We start from the raw sequence: 16,751 nt of genomic DNA, 5'->3' as shown, positions 1-16,751 counted from the left end.
CGCTCCCTGCCTTTTCCGCTCCCTGCCTTTTCCGCTCCCTACCTTTCCCACCCACCCAATGTCACTCCGCTCACTTCTGCTACTTCTGTTCTTCGTGGGGGCCGCGCACCGCAGCCTGGCTGACGATGGCTACCGGCTGTGGCTAAAGTACGACCTGATTTCGGACGCCGGGCTGCGCAAAGACTACCAGAAAGCGGCTGGGGTTATCGTCAGCCAAGGCAGCTCGCCTATCCTGAAAACGGCCGCCGAGGAATTGCAGCAGGGGTTGCAGGGCATGGTGGGCCAAACGGTATCTATCGTGTCGGCGGCGAAAAAGGGGCAGGGTAGCGTTGTTCTTACCGTGGCAACTACCGCAAACGTTTCCGGAAAGCCGCTTGGCCAGGATGGCTACCACATTTCAACCCAGGACGGCAATATTACTATCACTGGGCAAAGCGAATCGGGGGTGCTGTACGGCGTGTTTGCCCTGCTGCGCCAGCTCCAGACGCGCCAGTCGCTGAAAAATATCGACCTCACGAGCAGCCCCCGGATTCAGTACCGCCTGCTCAACCACTGGGACAACCCCAACGGCACCGTGGAGCGCGGCTACGCGGGCTCCAGCATCTGGAAATGGTACGAGCTGCCCGAGCGCCTCGACCCCCGCTACCAGGACTACGCCCGCGCCAACGCCAGCATTGGCATCAATGGCGTGGTGATCAACAACGTGAATGCCAGTGCCCGCTACCTCACGCCCGAGTACCTCGGCAAAGTAGCCGCGTTGGCTTCGGTGATGCGCCCCTACGGCATTCGGGTGTATCTGTCGGTGCTCTGGGCCGCGCCTAAGGTCATCGGCGGCCTGACGACTTCCGACCCGCTCGACCCCAAGGTGCAGCAGTGGTGGAAAAGCAAAACGGACGAGATTTACAAGGCCATTCCTGACTTCGGCGGCTTTCTGGTGAAGGCCAACTCGGAAGGGGAGCCCGGCCCCCAGGACTACGGCCGCGACCATGCCGACGGGGCCAACATGCTGGCCGACGCGCTGGGCAGTCACGACGGGCTGGTAATGTGGCGCGCCTTTGTATACAAAGCCAATTCCAACGGCGACCGGTTCAAGGAAGCTTACCAGGAATTTAAGCCCCTCGACGGCCGCTTCAAGCCAAAAACGCTGGTGCAGGTCAAGAACGGGCCGATTGACTTCCAGGCCCGGGAGCCGTTTCACCCGCTCTTTGGGGCTATGCCCCGCACGCCGCTGGTGCTGGAAGTGCAGCTCACCCAAGAATACCTGGGCTTTGCCACGCACTTGGTGTACTTGGCGCCCATGTTCAAGGAAACCCTCGACGCCGACACCTACGCTGGTGGTAAAGGCTCGACGGTGGCTAAGGTAATCGACGGCTCGGTGGATAACCACGCCATCAGCGGCATTGCCGGCGTAGCCAACATCGGCTCGGACCGCAACTGGACCGGCCACCCCATGGGGCAGGCCAACTGGTACGCCTTCGGCCGCTTGGCCTGGGACTACACGCTTTCCTCCCAAACTATTGCCGAAGAATGGACTCGGCAAACCTTGACCAACGACGCGCCGGCCGTGCGCACCATTGCTGACGTGATGGTGAAGTCGCACGGCATCTACACGCGCTACACCATGCCGCTGGGGTTGCACCACATCATGGGCCAAACCATTCACTACGGCCCCGAGCCCTGGCTGGCCAGCAGCGCCCGGCCCGACTGGACGGCCGTGTACTACCACAAGGCCGACGCCGTGGGCCTGGGCTTCGACCGCACTGCCAAGGGCAGCAATGCTTTAGCGCTCTACAAGCCCGAAGTGCAGCAGCTGTGGAACGACCCCAAAACCTGCCCGCCCAACTACCTGCTCTGGTTTCACCACGTGCCCTGGACGCAGCCGCTCAGCACCGGCCGCACCCTCTGGAACGAGCTGGCCACCCGCTACTACACCGGCGCCGACTCCGTGACCTGGATGCAGCAACAGTGGGCCGCAGTGAAGCCCCAGGTGGATGCCGAAATGCATGCCGATGTAACGGCCCGGCTGCAAACCCAGCGCAAAGAGGCCCTCTGGTGGCGCGACGCCTGCGTGCTCTACTTCCAAAGCTTCGCCAAGCAGCCCATACCCGCGCCCTTCAGCCCCCCGGAGCGCACCCTGGAAGAAATAAAACGCCTGGTGACCATCTACCAGCTTCGCTAACGAGTTGAATACCCAAATGCCATGAACATGAAAACCATGCCGCTGACCGGCCACGCTGTTCATACCAGCAACCTTACCCACCAGACCAGCTTTTCCTTGGAAGGGCGTCTGGCCCTGATTACCGGCGGCGGCACCGGCATCGGGCTGGAAATAGCCCGCTGCATGGCCGATGCCGGGGCCAGCGTCGTCATCACCGGCCGCCGCGAGGAGGTGCTGAAAGAAGCCGTAGAAGCCCTCGGCGACGCAGCCCACTATATCGTCAACGACATCGGCGACCTGGCTTCCATCGAAGATATGGTGGCCCAGCTCGAAGCCACCCACGGTCCGCTGGATATCGTGGTGAACAATGCTGGTATTAACCTCAAAAAACCCGCTTTGCAGGTAACGGACGAGGAATTTAACAACATCCTGCACACCAACCTGAACTCGGTATTCTCCCTGACCCGGGCCTGCGCCAGCCGCATGGTGCAGCGCCAGCGGGGCGTTATTCTGATGATTTCGTCGATGGCTGCCTACTACGGTATCGATAGGGTAGTGGCCTACGCCGCTTCCAAGTCGGCGGTGGAGGGCATGGTGAAAGTGCTGGCCTCCGAGTTTTCGGGCGACAATGTGCGCGTCAATGCCATTGCGCCCGGCTTTATCGAAACCGAGATGAGCCGCAAGGCCATGAACAACGACCCCGACCGCCGCGACCGGGCCATGCGGCGCACGCCCATGGGCAAGTTCGGCCAGCCCCAGGACATCGGCCACGCCGCCGTGTTTCTGGCTTCCGACGCGGCCCGCTACATCACCGGCGCCTCGCTGCCCGTCGATGGGGGCAACTCCATCGGCTTCTGATTCACTGCACACATTCAACACCATAAAACTCCCACACTCCATGTATCAACCAATACGCAAAACGGCCTTCTGCCTGAGCTGGCCGCTATTCGTGGCCTCCGGGCTGCCCCTGGCTGGTGCGGTGCTGCTGCCTTCGCAGGCCTGGGCCCAAGCCACCCAAACGATTTCGGGCAAAATCACCAGTTCCGACAACGGTGAAACCCTGCCCGGCGTGACCGTACTGCAGAAAGGCACCACCAACGGCGTTTCCTCCAATGCCGACGGTTCCTTCACCCTGAGCGCGCCCATCGGTAGCACGCTGGTGCTGAGTGCGGTAGGCTACGTGAGCAAAGAAATTGTGGTGGAAGGCCCCACGATAAACGTAACGCTGGCCGCCGACGTGAAGGCCCTGAGCGAAGTGGTGGTAGTGGGCTACGGCACGCAGCGAGCCGAAGCGGTAACGGGTTCCGTGGCTTCCATCACTGGCGAGACTTTGCGCGAAGTGCCAGCGGCGAACATTTCCCAAGCCTTACAAGGTCGTTTGCCTGGTGTGGAGTTTGCACAATCTTCGTCCCAGCCGGGTGCTGCCACGCAAATCCGGATTCGCGGAACCCGCTCCCTGGGTGCCAGCAATGATCCGTTGGTGGTATTGGATAACATTCCTTTCCCAGGTTCGATTGGCGACATCAACCCCAACGACATTGAGAGTGTAGTTATCCTGAAAGATGCGTCGGCTACGGCTATCTACGGCTCCCGTGGGGCCAATGGCGTTGTCCTGGTAACGACCAGAAGCGGTAAAAAAGGGCAAAAGGCCCAAATAACGTACGATGGGTTTGTGGGCGCAAAAACGCTTTTCGCCAAATATCCCATGATGAACGGGCCGGAGTTTGTTGCGCTTCGCAAAGCGGCCGGTCTGTATAAGAACGCCCTGGATGAGGCCGACGATGTAAATACCGATTGGCAGGATTTGCTGTATAAAACGGGTATCCAGTCCAACCACAACCTAGGGGTTTCGGGTGGCACGGAGAACGGGCGTTATAATTTCAACGCAGGGTATTACAAGGAAGAAGGCGTAGTTCCTACCCAGCAATATACGCGCTACTCCATGCGGGGCACGCTCGACCAGGGAGTGGGTAACTACATCCGGTTGGGCTTCACGACCAACAATACCTATAGCCTCTCTGAGGGCTCCAACGTGGGTATATATGGCATCCTGAACTCTTCGCCAATTGCCAATCCTTACAATGCGGATGGTAGCTTGAAAAGAACCATCCGAATGCCCTTGGATGAGCAATGGGTATATACCAGAGACATCGTAGAAGACCTGAGCGAGCGGTGGTTGAGTGAAACCAACTCTATTGCCACCTACAACACCCTGTTCGCGGAACTGAAAATGCCGGGCGTCGAGGGATTAAAGTATCGGGTAAACCTGGGGCTAAACTACCGCCAGAGCCAGGGCGGTGCCTACACCGGCCAGGGCATCAACGCGGTGAACCCCACCACGCCCTCTACGGCATCGGTTAGCAACCAGGCTACCAGAGACTGGACCATTGAAAACATTCTGTCCTACGACCGCACCTTTGCGGGCAAGCATAATGTGAATATTATCGGCTTGTATTCGGCCTCGGACAACGTGTTCAACCAGACGCGGCTTGCGGCTCGGGATATTCCTTCCGACGCCTTCCAATACTATAATCTGGGCTTTGCCGCCGGCGAAATCACCGTTAACCCCAACGACCAGCCGTACCGGAAATTCGGTCTGTTGTCGTACATGGGTCGCGTGATGTACTCCTATGATGACCGGTATCTGGTATCGGCTACGGTTCGGGCGGACGGCTCCTCCCGACTTTCCCCCGGGAACAAATGGAAAACCTACCCGGCCGTGTCGGTAGGCTGGAATATAGCCAAAGAGTCGTTTATGCAGGGTATCTCTGCCGTAAACCTGTTGAAATTGCGGGCTGGTTACGGCATAACGTCCAACCAATCTATCAACCCCTATGCTACCCTGGGTCTTTTGGCTACCCGGCCCTACAATTTTGGCCCCACCAATTACCAGACGGGTCTGTTCGTGAGCCAGTTGCCAAACGCTGACCTGGGTTGGGAATTCTCTAAAACCTGGAACTACGGCTTGGATTTCGCCGTCCTGAACAGCCGCATTTCGGGTACCGTTGAGTACTACCTCACCAACACCGAGGATGTTCTGCTGCCGTTGCCATTGCCTTCCACGTCGGGCGTAGATAGCTACACGGCCAATATTGGCACCACCCAAAACAAAGGGGTGGAACTGTCTTTGAACGGGATAATCTTAGACAATCTAAACGGCTGGACCTGGGAAGCGGGTTTCAACCTGTATGCCAACCGCAACAAGATTACCTCGCTGGCCGGTGAGCAGCAGCGGGATGAAAACAACTGGTGGTTTGTGGGCAAGCCGATCAACGTCATCTATGACTACGAGAAAGAAGGATTGTGGCAGGAAGGTGACCCCTACAGAAACATCCTGGAGCCCGGCGGAAACGTGGGCATGATCAAGGTAAAATACACCGGCGGCTACAATGCCGATGGTACTCCTACCCGGGCCATTGGCCCACAAGACCGCCAGGTCTTGGATGCGACCCCGAAATTCCAGGGCGGTTTGAACACCCGGGTTGCGTACAAAGGATTTGACTTGAGTGTGGTAGGTGCCTTCCAAAACGGCGGTATTCTCAACAGTACCCTGTATGGCGCATCGGGCTATCTTAACCTGATGAACGGTCGTCGGGGCAACGTGAAAGTGGATTACTGGACGCCGGAAAATACGGGAGCCAAATATCCCAAACCAGGTGGCCTCACGAGTGGCGACAACCCCAAGTACGCCAGTACGCTGGGCTACTTCGATGCCTCTTACCTGAAGGTGCGCACCATTTCGCTGGGCTACAACTTCGATAATAACGCGTGGCTGAAAAGCACTGGCGTTAGCCGCCTACGGGTGTACGCAACGGCCCAGAACCCCTTTGTAATCTTCTCGCCTTACAAGAAAGAATCGGGCATGGACCCGGAGACCAACTCGTACGCCGACCAGAACGTGGCCGTAACGACCGGCGTTCCGAACCGCCTGCTGACCATTGGTACCAACTCGCCGGCAACCCGCACTTACCTGGTAGGTATGAACTTTACCTTCTAAAAAGAGAAAAATGAAAAGCTTCAACATAAAATTCTTTATCGGGGCGGCCCTCATCTCTCTGACCGCCCCGGGTTGTTCCGACCTTTTAGACGAAGAGCCCAGGAGTATTTACACGCCCGATTTCTTCCAAACGGAACGAGGCGTTGCTGGTGGCCTGACTTCCATGTATGCCCACCTGCGCTACATCTACGGCGATGCTTACTTCTACAACGCTACCCTTACGGGTACCGATGAGGTGACCTACGGTAGGGATGCCGACGAGAACTTCCTGGCCATGGACTTCTCGGGCCGGGCGGCGCTCAACCCCACTAACAGCCGGGCAGATAGATTGTGGTCAGCGGCTTTTCCGAATATCAACACGGCCAACGGTATTATCAAGAATGCCAGCGCAGTAGCAAGCATTTCGCCAGCTCTGGTGGCCGAAGCACGGTTTTTCCGCGCCTTCGATTACTTCATGCTGGTTCAGACCTTTGGCGGGGTGCCGCTGGATTTGGGTGCGGGCGAGCTGGAGTTCAACACCAATGCCTACCGAGCCTCGGTTCGCAATACGGTACCGGAGGTGTATACCAAAGCCATTTTCCCTGATTTGTTGCAGGCCGTTGCGGACTTGCCGGCAACTCCACGGGTAATAGGGGGGGCCACTAAAACAGCTGCCCGCCTGTATCTGGCCAAAGCCTACCTGACCTATGCCTGGTGGCTGGAAAATCCAAACAATATTCCAACCTATCCGGCCGCTACCAGAACCGACCCTGCCGGTCATAACGCCCAGTATTATTATCAGCAGGCGTATGACGTAGCCATGGCGGGCATTGAGAGTCCCGGTCCGTTCCGTTTGCAGCCAACGTACTATGATGTACACCTGGCAACCAATGACCGCAACACGGAAATGCTGCTGTTTGCCGACCACACCGAGTCCAGTGAGCTCTACAATGGCGGTAGCCTTACCTTTGGTAGCGGTGGCGCCCCGGATAACTTTGCCGGCTGGATGATGACCTGGAACTATACCAACATCAGAAGCTCCGGAATAGACGACAAAGGGGTGCGCGGGCCTTTCTCTTCGGTACAACGGGAGGCCGTGCAGCAGCTAGGCCGCCCCTGGAACCGGATGGCGCCTACCATTGGTGCAGTGGAAACCACCTTTGCCGACAAGACCAATGACTCGCGCTATGATGGCACTTTTACCACTGTTTATCGTGGTAACTGGCCGAAAGCAGGTGGCACTCTGCCAAAAGAGCCATTGAACGCCAACAATTTGCCAGTAAATCCAGGTGACCCTATCCTGACTTTCCTGGATGCCGAACCGGCTACTGCCATTACGTACACTAGTGGAGGAGGTCCGAGCAATGTAGGCGCAGGAACGCTGCCCGGCCGAGCCGATTACGTAATTTCTCCGCGTGGCATCAGCAGAATTGTGTATCCGGGCCTTTGGAAGCTTGGTCCTTACCGGACCGATAATGGTTCTGGATTGGGCCAACCCAATGCCGCCAGTACGCGTCCGTTCAACATTGCCAAATTCTCGGAACTGTACTTTGTAGCGGCAGAAGCCGCGGTAAAAGGCGCTACTCCCAAAGCGGGTCAGGGTGCCCGGGAATTGATCAATGTTATTCGGGCCCGCGCTGGTAAGTGGCGTTTCGACAATAACGGCAACACCGCCAAAGTGCAGGACAATAGCGCTGCTATGGTTGCAGCCACTCCGGCCACTATCGACATCAACTATATCCTGGCAGAACGCTCACGTGAGTACTATGCCGAAGGGTACCGCTGGTATGACCTAGTGCGTACTCAAAAATGGAATGAGTTAGCGTCTACCTACCGTATTGGAGGAACCAACTACGGAGACCATACGCCTCAAACCGTTACGCGTACCATTGAGCCGCGTCACTACCTGCGTCCTATTCCGCAGGGTCAGCTTGATCGTCTGGATGTAGCAGCAGATGTAAAGGCGGCTTATCAAAACCCCGGCTACCTATAGCCTGGTGGAAAAGGGGGTGAAAAGAATGGGTGCTCGTAGTGAGCACCCATTCTTTTCACCCCCTTTTTTGACGCATTATCTGCACCAAAAAGTAAATGTCCCATTGGTGCCTTCCGGTGGAACGAGTGCAGAAGTACGTATCTGCTTTTGGTCTTATACAGCGTCGCCTACTGGTGGAAACAGCACCTGCGGTTCCAGAGCGGCTATTGACATTCAGCCTGACCATGCTTTGCAGCCCATGCTGCAGCGAGAAACTGACCATGCGAATAGCAGGATAACGCAGCCCCCTGGTTACCTGCGGTAAGTGTAACCGTTGTCGAAATAGCTGAAGTAAGCTGTGGTTTCGCTCTGAAATCACAGCTTATTTATGAGGGGTGTTATACCCCCGTCTGATCAACTCAATGGCTTTAATAATCTCATGATAAATAATGCGTTAAAGGTTTCGTTGCTGCTGACGATGGTTGCCGCGCAGCCGGCCGAAGCCCAGGTGCGCCTCCCCAAACTGGTGAGCGACGGGATGATTCTGCAGCGCAACGCGCCCGTGGCCGTGTGGGGCTGGGCCGCGCCCGGCGAGAAAATAACCGTGGCGCTGGCCGGCAAAACCGCCACCGCTACCACTGCTGCCGATGGTAAGTGGCGCGCCAGCTTGCCCAGCCTCAAAGCTGGCGGGCCCTACGAAATGACTATTGTGGGCTCCAACCGGATTACGCTCAAGGATGTGCTGGTAGGAGACGTGTGGGTGTGCTCGGGCCAGTCGAATATGGAGCTGCCCATGGCTCGGGTGCGCGACAAGTACCCCGACATTGTGGCCCAGGCTACCAACCCCAACATCCGGCAGTTCAACGTGGACATGCGCTACGCTTTCAACGGGCCGAAAGCCGATTTCCCGGCTGGCCGCTGGGAATCGGCCACGCCCCAGAGCGTGCTCAAATTTACGGCCGTGGGCTACTTTTTTGCCCGGGAGCTATACGAGAAATACCACGTGCCCATCGGCCTGATAAAGTCGGCCGTGGGTGGCTCCCCGGCCGAAGCCTGGTTGAGTACCGATGCTCTGAAAGCCTTTCCGGCCTACGCCCAGGCGGCGGAAAAAGTAAAGGATAGTACATTCGTCAAAACCACTATTGCCCAGGATCAGGCCGCTTCCCGGGCCTGGTACTCGAACGTGCGCCGGCAGGACCAGGGCGTGGCCCGGGGCGCTACCCCCTGGTACGCGCCCACGTACGATGCCAGCGGCTGGCAAACCATGAAGGTGCCCGGCTACTGGGCCGACCAGACGCCGCTCGGGCCGGTAAACGGTGTAGTCTGGTTCCGGAAGGAAGTAGAGGTGCCCACCGCCATGGTGGGCCAGCCGGCCCGCCTCGAGCTGGGCACCATCGTCGACAGCGACTCGGTGTATATCAACGGGCAATTTGCGGGCACCACTGGCTACCAGTACCCGCCCCGCAAATACGACTTGCCGGCCACGCTGCTCAAGCCCGGCCGCAACGTCATTGTGGTGCGCGTTATCAGTAATGGGGGCCGGGGCGGGTTTACTTTCGATAAGCAGTACCGCCTGCTGGCCGGCACCCAGACGTTGGATTTGCGCGGCGACTGGCAGTATAAGCTCGGTACTACCAGTCCGCCGGCGCCGGGCTCCACTACGTTCCAGTACCAGCCCGGCGGCCTGTTTAATGGCATGATTGCGCCCCTGCTGCCCTACAGCGTGAAGGGTGTTATCTGGTTTCAGGGCGAGTCCAACGCCGGCCGGCCCGGCGACTACCAGCAGTTGCTCACGGCCCTGATTGCGGATTGGCGTAAGCACTGGCAGCAGGCTGAAATGCCGTTTCTCTACGCGCAGCTGGCCAACTACATGGCCACCAAAGACCAGCCTGGGGAAAGCAGCTGGGCCGCCCTGCGCGAGGCCCAGCGCCGCACGCTAGCCGTGCCCCGCACCGGCATGGCCGTAACCCTGGACTTAGGCGAGTGGAACGATATTCATCCGCTCAACAAGCAGGACGTGGGCAAACGGCTGGCTTTGGCAGCCCAAAAAGTGGCTTACGGCGACCAGAAAATAGTAGCTTCAGGGCCGCTGTTTCAGAGCATGCAGGTAACCGGCAATAAAGCAACCCTCAGCTTCAGTAGCACTGGCAGCGGCCTGGTTTCGAAGGATGGCAAGCCCCTGCGCTACTTTGCCGTGGCCGGCCCGGATAAGAAATTCGTGTGGGCCCAGGCCCGGATTGAAGGCAACAAAGTCGTGGTTTGGCACGACCAAGTGCCCACCCCGGTAGCCGTGCGCTACGCTTGGGCCGACAACCCCGAAGGCGCTAATCTGGCCAACAAGGAAGGCTTGCCGGCTTCCTCATTCCGCACCGACCAATAGCCCGCCGCGTGCAATATTCCGGCAAAAATCAACGCTTATAACGAATGAAGAACCTTTTTGTCGTGCTAGGTCTGGCGGCGCTGCTGGGCAATACCGCCAGTGGCCCGCCCCATGAGCTGCCGGCCACTACGGCCGTAACTTCTGCCGACCTGCTGTTCCGTAACCCCGACCTGCCCATCGACCAGCGGGTGGAGGACCTCGTGGGCCGCCTTACGCTGCCCGAGAAAGTGTCGCAGATGCTGAACGCCTCGCCGGCCATCGACCGGCTCGGTATTCCGGCTTACAACTGGTGGAACGAAGCGCTGCACGGCGTGGCCCGCACCAGCATGAAAACTACGGTGTTTCCCCAGGCCATCGGCATGGCGGCCACGTTCGATGAGGAAGCTATGCTGCGGATGGCCACCATTACCTCCGATGAGGCCCGGGCCGTGCACCACGAGTACGCCCGGCGCGGCGAGCGGGGCATCTACCAGGGCCTCACGTTCTGGACGCCCAACATCAACATCTTCCGCGACCCACGCTGGGGCCGAGGGCAGGAAACCTACGGCGAAGACCCGTACCTGACCGGGCAGCTGGGCGCGGCGTTGGTGAAGGGCTTTCAGGGCGACGACCCCAAGTACCTGAAGATTACGGCCTGCGCCAAGCACTTCGCCGTGCACAGCGGCCCCGAGCCCTCACGCCACGAATTCAATGCCGTAATCAGCGACTTTGACCTCTGGGACACGTATCTGCCGGCTTTCCGTGACCTGATAGTAGACGCCAAAGTAGCCAGCGTGATGTGCGCCTACAACGCCTACGCCGGCCAGCCCTGCTGCGGTAGTGATAAGCTGATGAACGAAATCCTCTACAACAAGTGGAAGTTCAAGGGCTACGTCACCTCCGACTGCGACGGTATCAACGACTTCTGGCAACACCACAAAACTGACCCCGACGCGGCCACCGCCGCCGCCAACGCCGTGATGCACGGCACTGACCTGGAGTGCGGCACTGGTAAGGGTTTCACTTACAAATCGTTGCTGGAGTCGGTGCAGCGCGGGCTGATAACCGAGCAGCAGATCGACGTGTCGGTGAAGCGGCTCTACAAAATCCGGTTTCAACTGGGTATGTTCGACCCTGTGGAGAAGGTGAAATACGCCCAGATTCCGTTGAGCGTGGTGGAAAGCGCCCCACACCAGGCCCATGCCCTGAAGATGGCGCAGGAGTCCATCGTGCTGCTCAAAAACGACAACAACACGCTGCCGCTGCGCAAGGACCTGAAGAAAATAGTGGTGCTGGGCCCCAATGCCGACAACGAAACGGCCCAGCTCGGCAACTACAACGGCTTTCCGACCAACAATGTGACGCCCCTGGAAGGCATCCGGGCCAAAGTGGGAGCCAACGCCCAGGTGACCTACCTGCAGGGCGTCGACTATGCCAGCAACATTGTGTACGAACCCTTCGACCTGAATAAAAGCTTGGTCTACGAAGGCCAGCCGGGCTTTAAGGCCGAGTATTTCCGGGGCACCAACCTGGAAGGCCCACCGGTAGCCACGCGGCAGGAAGCCGGCCTGGACCGTTACCTGGCCAACGTAAAAATGGAACTCGTGCCGGGTCTGCCCTCGGAAAACGTTTCGGCCCGCTACCGCACCACTTACACGCCCACCAAATCGGAAGAAATAGCCCTGCAGATTACCGGCGACGATGGGTACCGCCTCTTCGTGGACAACAAGCTGGTGCTCGACAACTGGAAGGGTAGGGGCGTTTCTACCAATCAGCACACGCTGCAGGTGGAAGCCGGCAAGAAGCTGGACCTGCGGCTGGAGTACTTGCAAACCGACCGGCGCACCATCCTCAAATTCACCGGCGCCCACGTTATTCCGATGAATGCCGCCAACATCCGGGCCCAGGTGCAGGATGCCGATGCCGTAGTATTTGTAGGCGGTATTTCGCCCCGGCTTGAAGGCGAGGAAATGAAGGTGAACGTGGAAGGCTTCAGCGGTGGCGACCGGACCAGCATTGCCCTGCCCAAAGTGCAGACCGAGCTGCTGAAAGTGCTGCACGCCACGGGCAAGCCAGTGGTGTTTGTGATGATGACCGGCAGTGCCATCGGCTGCCCCTGGGAGGCAGCCAACGTGCCGGCCATCGTGAATAGCTGGTACGGCGGGCAGGCCACCGGCACAGCTCTGGCCGATGTGCTTTTCGGCGACTACAACCCCGCTGGCCGCCTGCCGGTCACGTTCTACTCGTCGGAAAGCCAGTTGCCGCCCTTCGATAACTATGACATGGCCGGCCGCACTTACCGCTATTTCCAGGGTACGCCGCTCTTCCCGTTTGGCCACGGCCTGAGCTACACGACTTTCAAGTACAGCAAGTTGAAAGTGAAAAGCACGGCCCAAACGGGCAAACCAGTGCGGGTAAACGTACGGGTCGCAAATACCGGCACCCGGGCCGGCGACGAGGTGGTGCAGCTCTACGTGCGTCATCCCGATGCCCAGGGCCGCGTAGCCTTGCACGCGCTGGCCGGTTTTCGGCGCGTAAGCCTGAAGCCCGGGGAGAAAAAAACCGTTGAATTCACACTCACTCCCCGACAGTTGTCGGTGCTCGATGACAAAGCCCACCGCGCCACGCAGGCCGGCCGCGTGCAGCTTTTCGTCGGTGGCGGCCAGCCGCTGAGTCAAGCCGTAGCCAACGGCAGCGTGCTACAAGCCGACGTAAAGCTCACCGGCAGCAGCGTGGCTATAGAGTAGGAAGTAAAGCTGAGCTCAGGTGGCCGCCTTGGCGAAGGTGGCCACCTGATATAGTATTCTGAGTAAGAAAGCCTGCTATCAACATAGGCTTGGTCAGGCAATACGTTTCACTATTTGGAGAATAAGCGACAGTTATTACGCTAAAAATAATTCTTTGTCACTTACCTATCACAACCGTTTCCGGAAACGGTTTCGGTATTTTTTATTCGAAATTGAGCTTGGAACGAGGTTTTTATATTGGCTTTCCTATCTCAAGTCGTACTATCTTCGAAGAGAAATCCGGTGAATAAACCGGCTACCGCTCTGAATACTACCCGCCGCCCGGCGGGCACGCAAGGATGCTCATTCTTGCATTTTCCTCATAACAATCCCACCCGGTTTCGCTGCTTACGGTAGCGCAAGCCGTATCCAAGCCCCATGAAATACCTCCTCGGCTACGACATTGGCAGCTCGTCTATCAAAGCGTCGCTGCTCAGCATCGAAACCGGTCGGTGCGTGGCTTCGGTCACTTCGCCGAAGAAGGAGATGGAAATAACCGCCCTGCAGCCCGACTGGGCCGAGCAGCGCCCCGAGCGGTGGTGGCAGGAGGTAGTAAACGCCAGCCTGCAGCTGCGCGCCGACCACGACTTTGACCCGGCCCTGATTGCCGGCATCGGCATCACCTACCAGATGCACGGCCTCGTGCTCGTCGACAAGGACGGCGAGGTGCTACGGCCCGCCATTATCTGGTGCGACAGCCGCGCCGTGGATTACGGCAACCAGGCATTCCAAGACCTGGGCCAGGAATATTGCCTGAGCAACTTCCTGAATTCGCCCGGTAACTTCACGGCTTCCAAGCTGAAATGGGTGCGCGAAAACGAGCCCGATATCTACGAGCGGATTCACAAAATCCAGCTGCCCGGCGACTACATTGCCTTTAAGCTTACCGGTGAGCTCCAGACTACCATTTCGGGCCTGTCGGAGGGTGTGTTCTGGAATTTCAAGCAGCAGGCCATTGCCCAGGAGTTGCTCGACTATTACGGCATCAGTTCTGCCCTGCTGCCCGACGTGGTCGACACCTTCTCGGTGCAGGGCCACCTCATGCCCGAAGCCGCCCGGGAACTGGGCCTCACGGCCGGCACGCCCATCAGCTACCGGGCCGGCGACCAGCCCAACAACGCCTTTTCGCTGAATGTGCTGCAGGCTGGCGAAATAGCCGCCACGGCCGGCACCAGCGGCGTAGTGTACGGCATCAACGAAACCATGACCTCGGATTCCCGCTCCCGGGTCAACTCCTTCGTGCATGTGAACAGCACGCCGGAGCAGCCCAAAAACGGGGTGTTGATGTGCATGAACGGCACGGGCATTCTAAACAGCTGGCTGCGCAAAGTCCTCGGCGACATCAGCTACGACGACATGAACCAGCTGGCTGCGCAGGCACCCGTCGGCTCCGATGGACTCACGTTTTTGCCCTTCGGCAACGGGGCCGAGCGAATTCTGGAAAACCGCCAACTCGAAGCCGAATTGCGGGGCCTCAACTTCAACCAGCACGGCCGGGTGCACGTGGCCCGTGCTGCCCAGGAAGGCATCGTCTTCGCCCTGAACTACGGCGTGGACATTATGCGCGAATCCGGGGTGCAGGTGCGCAAGGTGCGGGCCGGCAATGCCAACATGTTTCTGAGCCCAATTTTTCGCGAAGCCTTCGTGAATAGCGCCGGCGTGGAACTGGAGCTGCTGAACACCGACGCGGCCCAGGGCGCGGCCCGCGGCGCGGGTGTCGGGGCCGGCGTGTATGCCAGTACCAATGAGGCTTTCACCGGCCTGGAGCGGATTCTGACGCTGGAACCCACGGCCCGGCTGCAGGAGCAATATCAGACTGCCTATGCCCGCTGGCAAGGCATTTTAACCCAAATCGTACCCTTACCAACCACCCCTCGGCATGTCATCCAACACGCTTTCTAAAACCGAGTATTTCACCGGCATCGACACCATCCGCTTCGAAGGACGCGAGTCGGACAACCCGTTGGCCTTTAAGTGGTACGACGAAAACCGCGTAGTAGCCGGCAAAACCATGAAGGAACACCTGCGCTTCGCGGTTTCCTACTGGCACACCTTCACCGGCACCGGCGGTGACCCGTTCGGCCCCGGCACCAAGCAGTTCGCCTGGGACTCGCACCACGAAATTATCGGCCGCGCCAAAGACAAGATGGACGCCGCCTTCGAGTTCTTCACCAAGCTCGGCACGCCCTACTACTGCTTCCACGACATTGACCTCGTGGACGAAGGCAACTCGCTGGCCGAGTACGAGCGCAACCTGGCGACCATTGTCGACTACGCCAAGAAACACCAGGCCGCTACCGGCGTAAAGCTGCTCTGGGGCACGGCCAACGTGTTTTCGAACCCGCGCTACATGAACGGGGCCAGCACCAATCCCGACTTCCAGGTGGTAGCCCACGCCGCCACCCAGGTAAAAAACGCCATTGACGCTACCATTGCCCTGAACGGTGAGAACTACGTGTTCTGGGGTGGCCGCGAAGGCTACATGACGCTGCTCAATACCAACATGAAGCGCGAGCAGGAGCACATGGGCCGCTTCCTGACCATGGCCCGCGACTACGCCCGCCAGCAGGGCTTCACCGGCAAGTTCTTCATTGAGCCCAAGCCCGCCGAGCCCACCAAGCACCAGTATGACTTCGACGCGGCCACCGTCATCGGCTTTTTAAAGCAGCACGGCCTGGAAAACGACTTCATGCTCAATCTGGAAGTAAACCACGCCACGCTGGCCGGCCACACTTTCGAGCACGAATTACAGGTAGCGGCTGACGCCAATATGCTGGGCTCAATGGACGCCAACCGCGGCGACTACCAGAACGGCTGGGACACCGACCAGTTTCCCAACAACCTCAACGAGCTGACCGAGTCGATGCTCATCATCCTCGAAGCCGGGGGCTTCAAGCATGGCGGCATCAATTTCGACGCCAAAACCCGCCGCAACTCGACCGATCTGGAGGACATCTTCATTGCTCACATTGCCGGCATGGACACCTTTGCCCGGGCTCTGGTGACGGCCGATGCCATCCTGGAAAAGTCGGCTTACCGCAAGTTCCGGCAGGAGCGCTACGCCTCGTTTGATTCGGGTGCCGGCGCCGCCTTCGAGAAAGGCCAGCTGACGCTGGAAGACCTGCGCAAAATAGCCCACGAATCGGGTGAGCCAATGCCGAAAAGCGGCAAGCAGGAGTGGCTCGAAAGCATCATCAACCAGTACATCTAACAGCAAAAAAAGGTGAGTGAGGAAAGCCGGCCGTGCAGGTGCTGCAACGCCTGCCGGCCGACCGGACTTTTCGCCTCAATCCATTTTACTGATGGCCCGGCGCAAGCCTGACCGTCAGCATGTGTGAGAGAAGAGGAAGCAGAAAGAGGCGCACCAGCGCGTAATCCGAATCGAGGGAGAGCTTTTCGGATTGCGTTGGCGGACTGGCTGTCCGCCGGCTGGCGCGCCTCACTGTTGGCTTTTCAGCACTTAGAAACCAGGGTGAGGCCTTCAATTTGGGCCATTTCCC

General features: G+C 58.7%; 8 protein-coding genes. All 8 read left to right on the top strand.

Annotation, left to right across the window (positions count from 1 at the left end):
• Positions 1 to 58 precede the first annotated feature (58 nt).
• Positions 59 to 2,179, top strand: coding sequence for an alpha-glucuronidase family glycosyl hydrolase (locus tag LGH74_RS17165; RefSeq protein ID WP_226177533.1), 2,121 nt, complete (start codon positions 59 to 61; stop codon positions 2,177 to 2,179).
• A 36-nt stretch (positions 2,180 to 2,215) separates the two neighbouring features.
• The gene (locus tag LGH74_RS17160) at positions 2,216 to 3,016 is read left to right on the top strand and encodes an SDR family NAD(P)-dependent oxidoreductase (RefSeq protein ID WP_226177804.1); all 801 of its coding nucleotides are present in this window, start codon (positions 2,216 to 2,218) and stop codon (positions 3,014 to 3,016) included.
• 40 nt (positions 3,017 to 3,056) lie between these two features.
• Positions 3,057 to 6,155 (top strand): SusC/RagA family TonB-linked outer membrane protein, encoded by a 3,099-nt coding sequence (locus tag LGH74_RS17155; RefSeq protein ID WP_226177532.1) that lies wholly within the window; start codon positions 3,057 to 3,059, stop codon positions 6,153 to 6,155.
• Positions 6,156 to 6,165: 10 nt separating this feature from the next.
• The gene (locus tag LGH74_RS17150; protein WP_226177531.1) at positions 6,166 to 8,127 is read left to right on the top strand and encodes a RagB/SusD family nutrient uptake outer membrane protein; all 1,962 of its coding nucleotides are present in this window, start codon (positions 6,166 to 6,168) and stop codon (positions 8,125 to 8,127) included.
• A 418-nt stretch (positions 8,128 to 8,545) separates the two neighbouring features.
• Entirely contained in the window at positions 8,546 to 10,486 is a 1,941-nt protein-coding gene (locus tag LGH74_RS17145) for a sialate O-acetylesterase (protein ID WP_226177530.1), read from the top strand.
• 44 nt (positions 10,487 to 10,530) lie between these two features.
• Positions 10,531 to 13,212 carry a glycoside hydrolase family 3 C-terminal domain-containing protein gene (locus LGH74_RS17140; RefSeq protein WP_226177529.1) on the top strand — a complete coding sequence of 894 codons (2,682 nt, stop codon included), beginning with the start codon at positions 10,531 to 10,533 and terminating at the stop codon, positions 13,210 to 13,212.
• A 417-nt stretch (positions 13,213 to 13,629) separates the two neighbouring features.
• Positions 13,630 to 15,153 carry a xylulokinase gene (locus LGH74_RS17135; protein ID WP_226177528.1) on the top strand — a complete coding sequence of 508 codons (1,524 nt, stop codon included), beginning with the start codon at positions 13,630 to 13,632 and terminating at the stop codon, positions 15,151 to 15,153.
• Positions 15,131 to 16,462, top strand: a complete 1,332-nt coding sequence (gene xylA / locus LGH74_RS17130; protein WP_226177527.1) for a xylose isomerase — start codon at positions 15,131 to 15,133, stop codon at positions 16,460 to 16,462. Before LGH74_RS17135 ends, xylA begins: the two co-directional genes overlap by 23 nt.
• The last annotated feature ends 289 nt before the right edge of the window (positions 16,463 to 16,751 follow it).

The sequence above is a fragment of the Hymenobacter lucidus genome (assembly GCF_020447265.1).
In the GTDB taxonomy this organism is placed as follows: Bacteria; Bacteroidota; Bacteroidia; order Cytophagales; family Hymenobacteraceae; genus Hymenobacter; species Hymenobacter lucidus.
The sequence above is the reverse complement of the archived record's forward strand: the minus strand, read 5'-3'. Positions and strand labels throughout refer to the sequence as shown.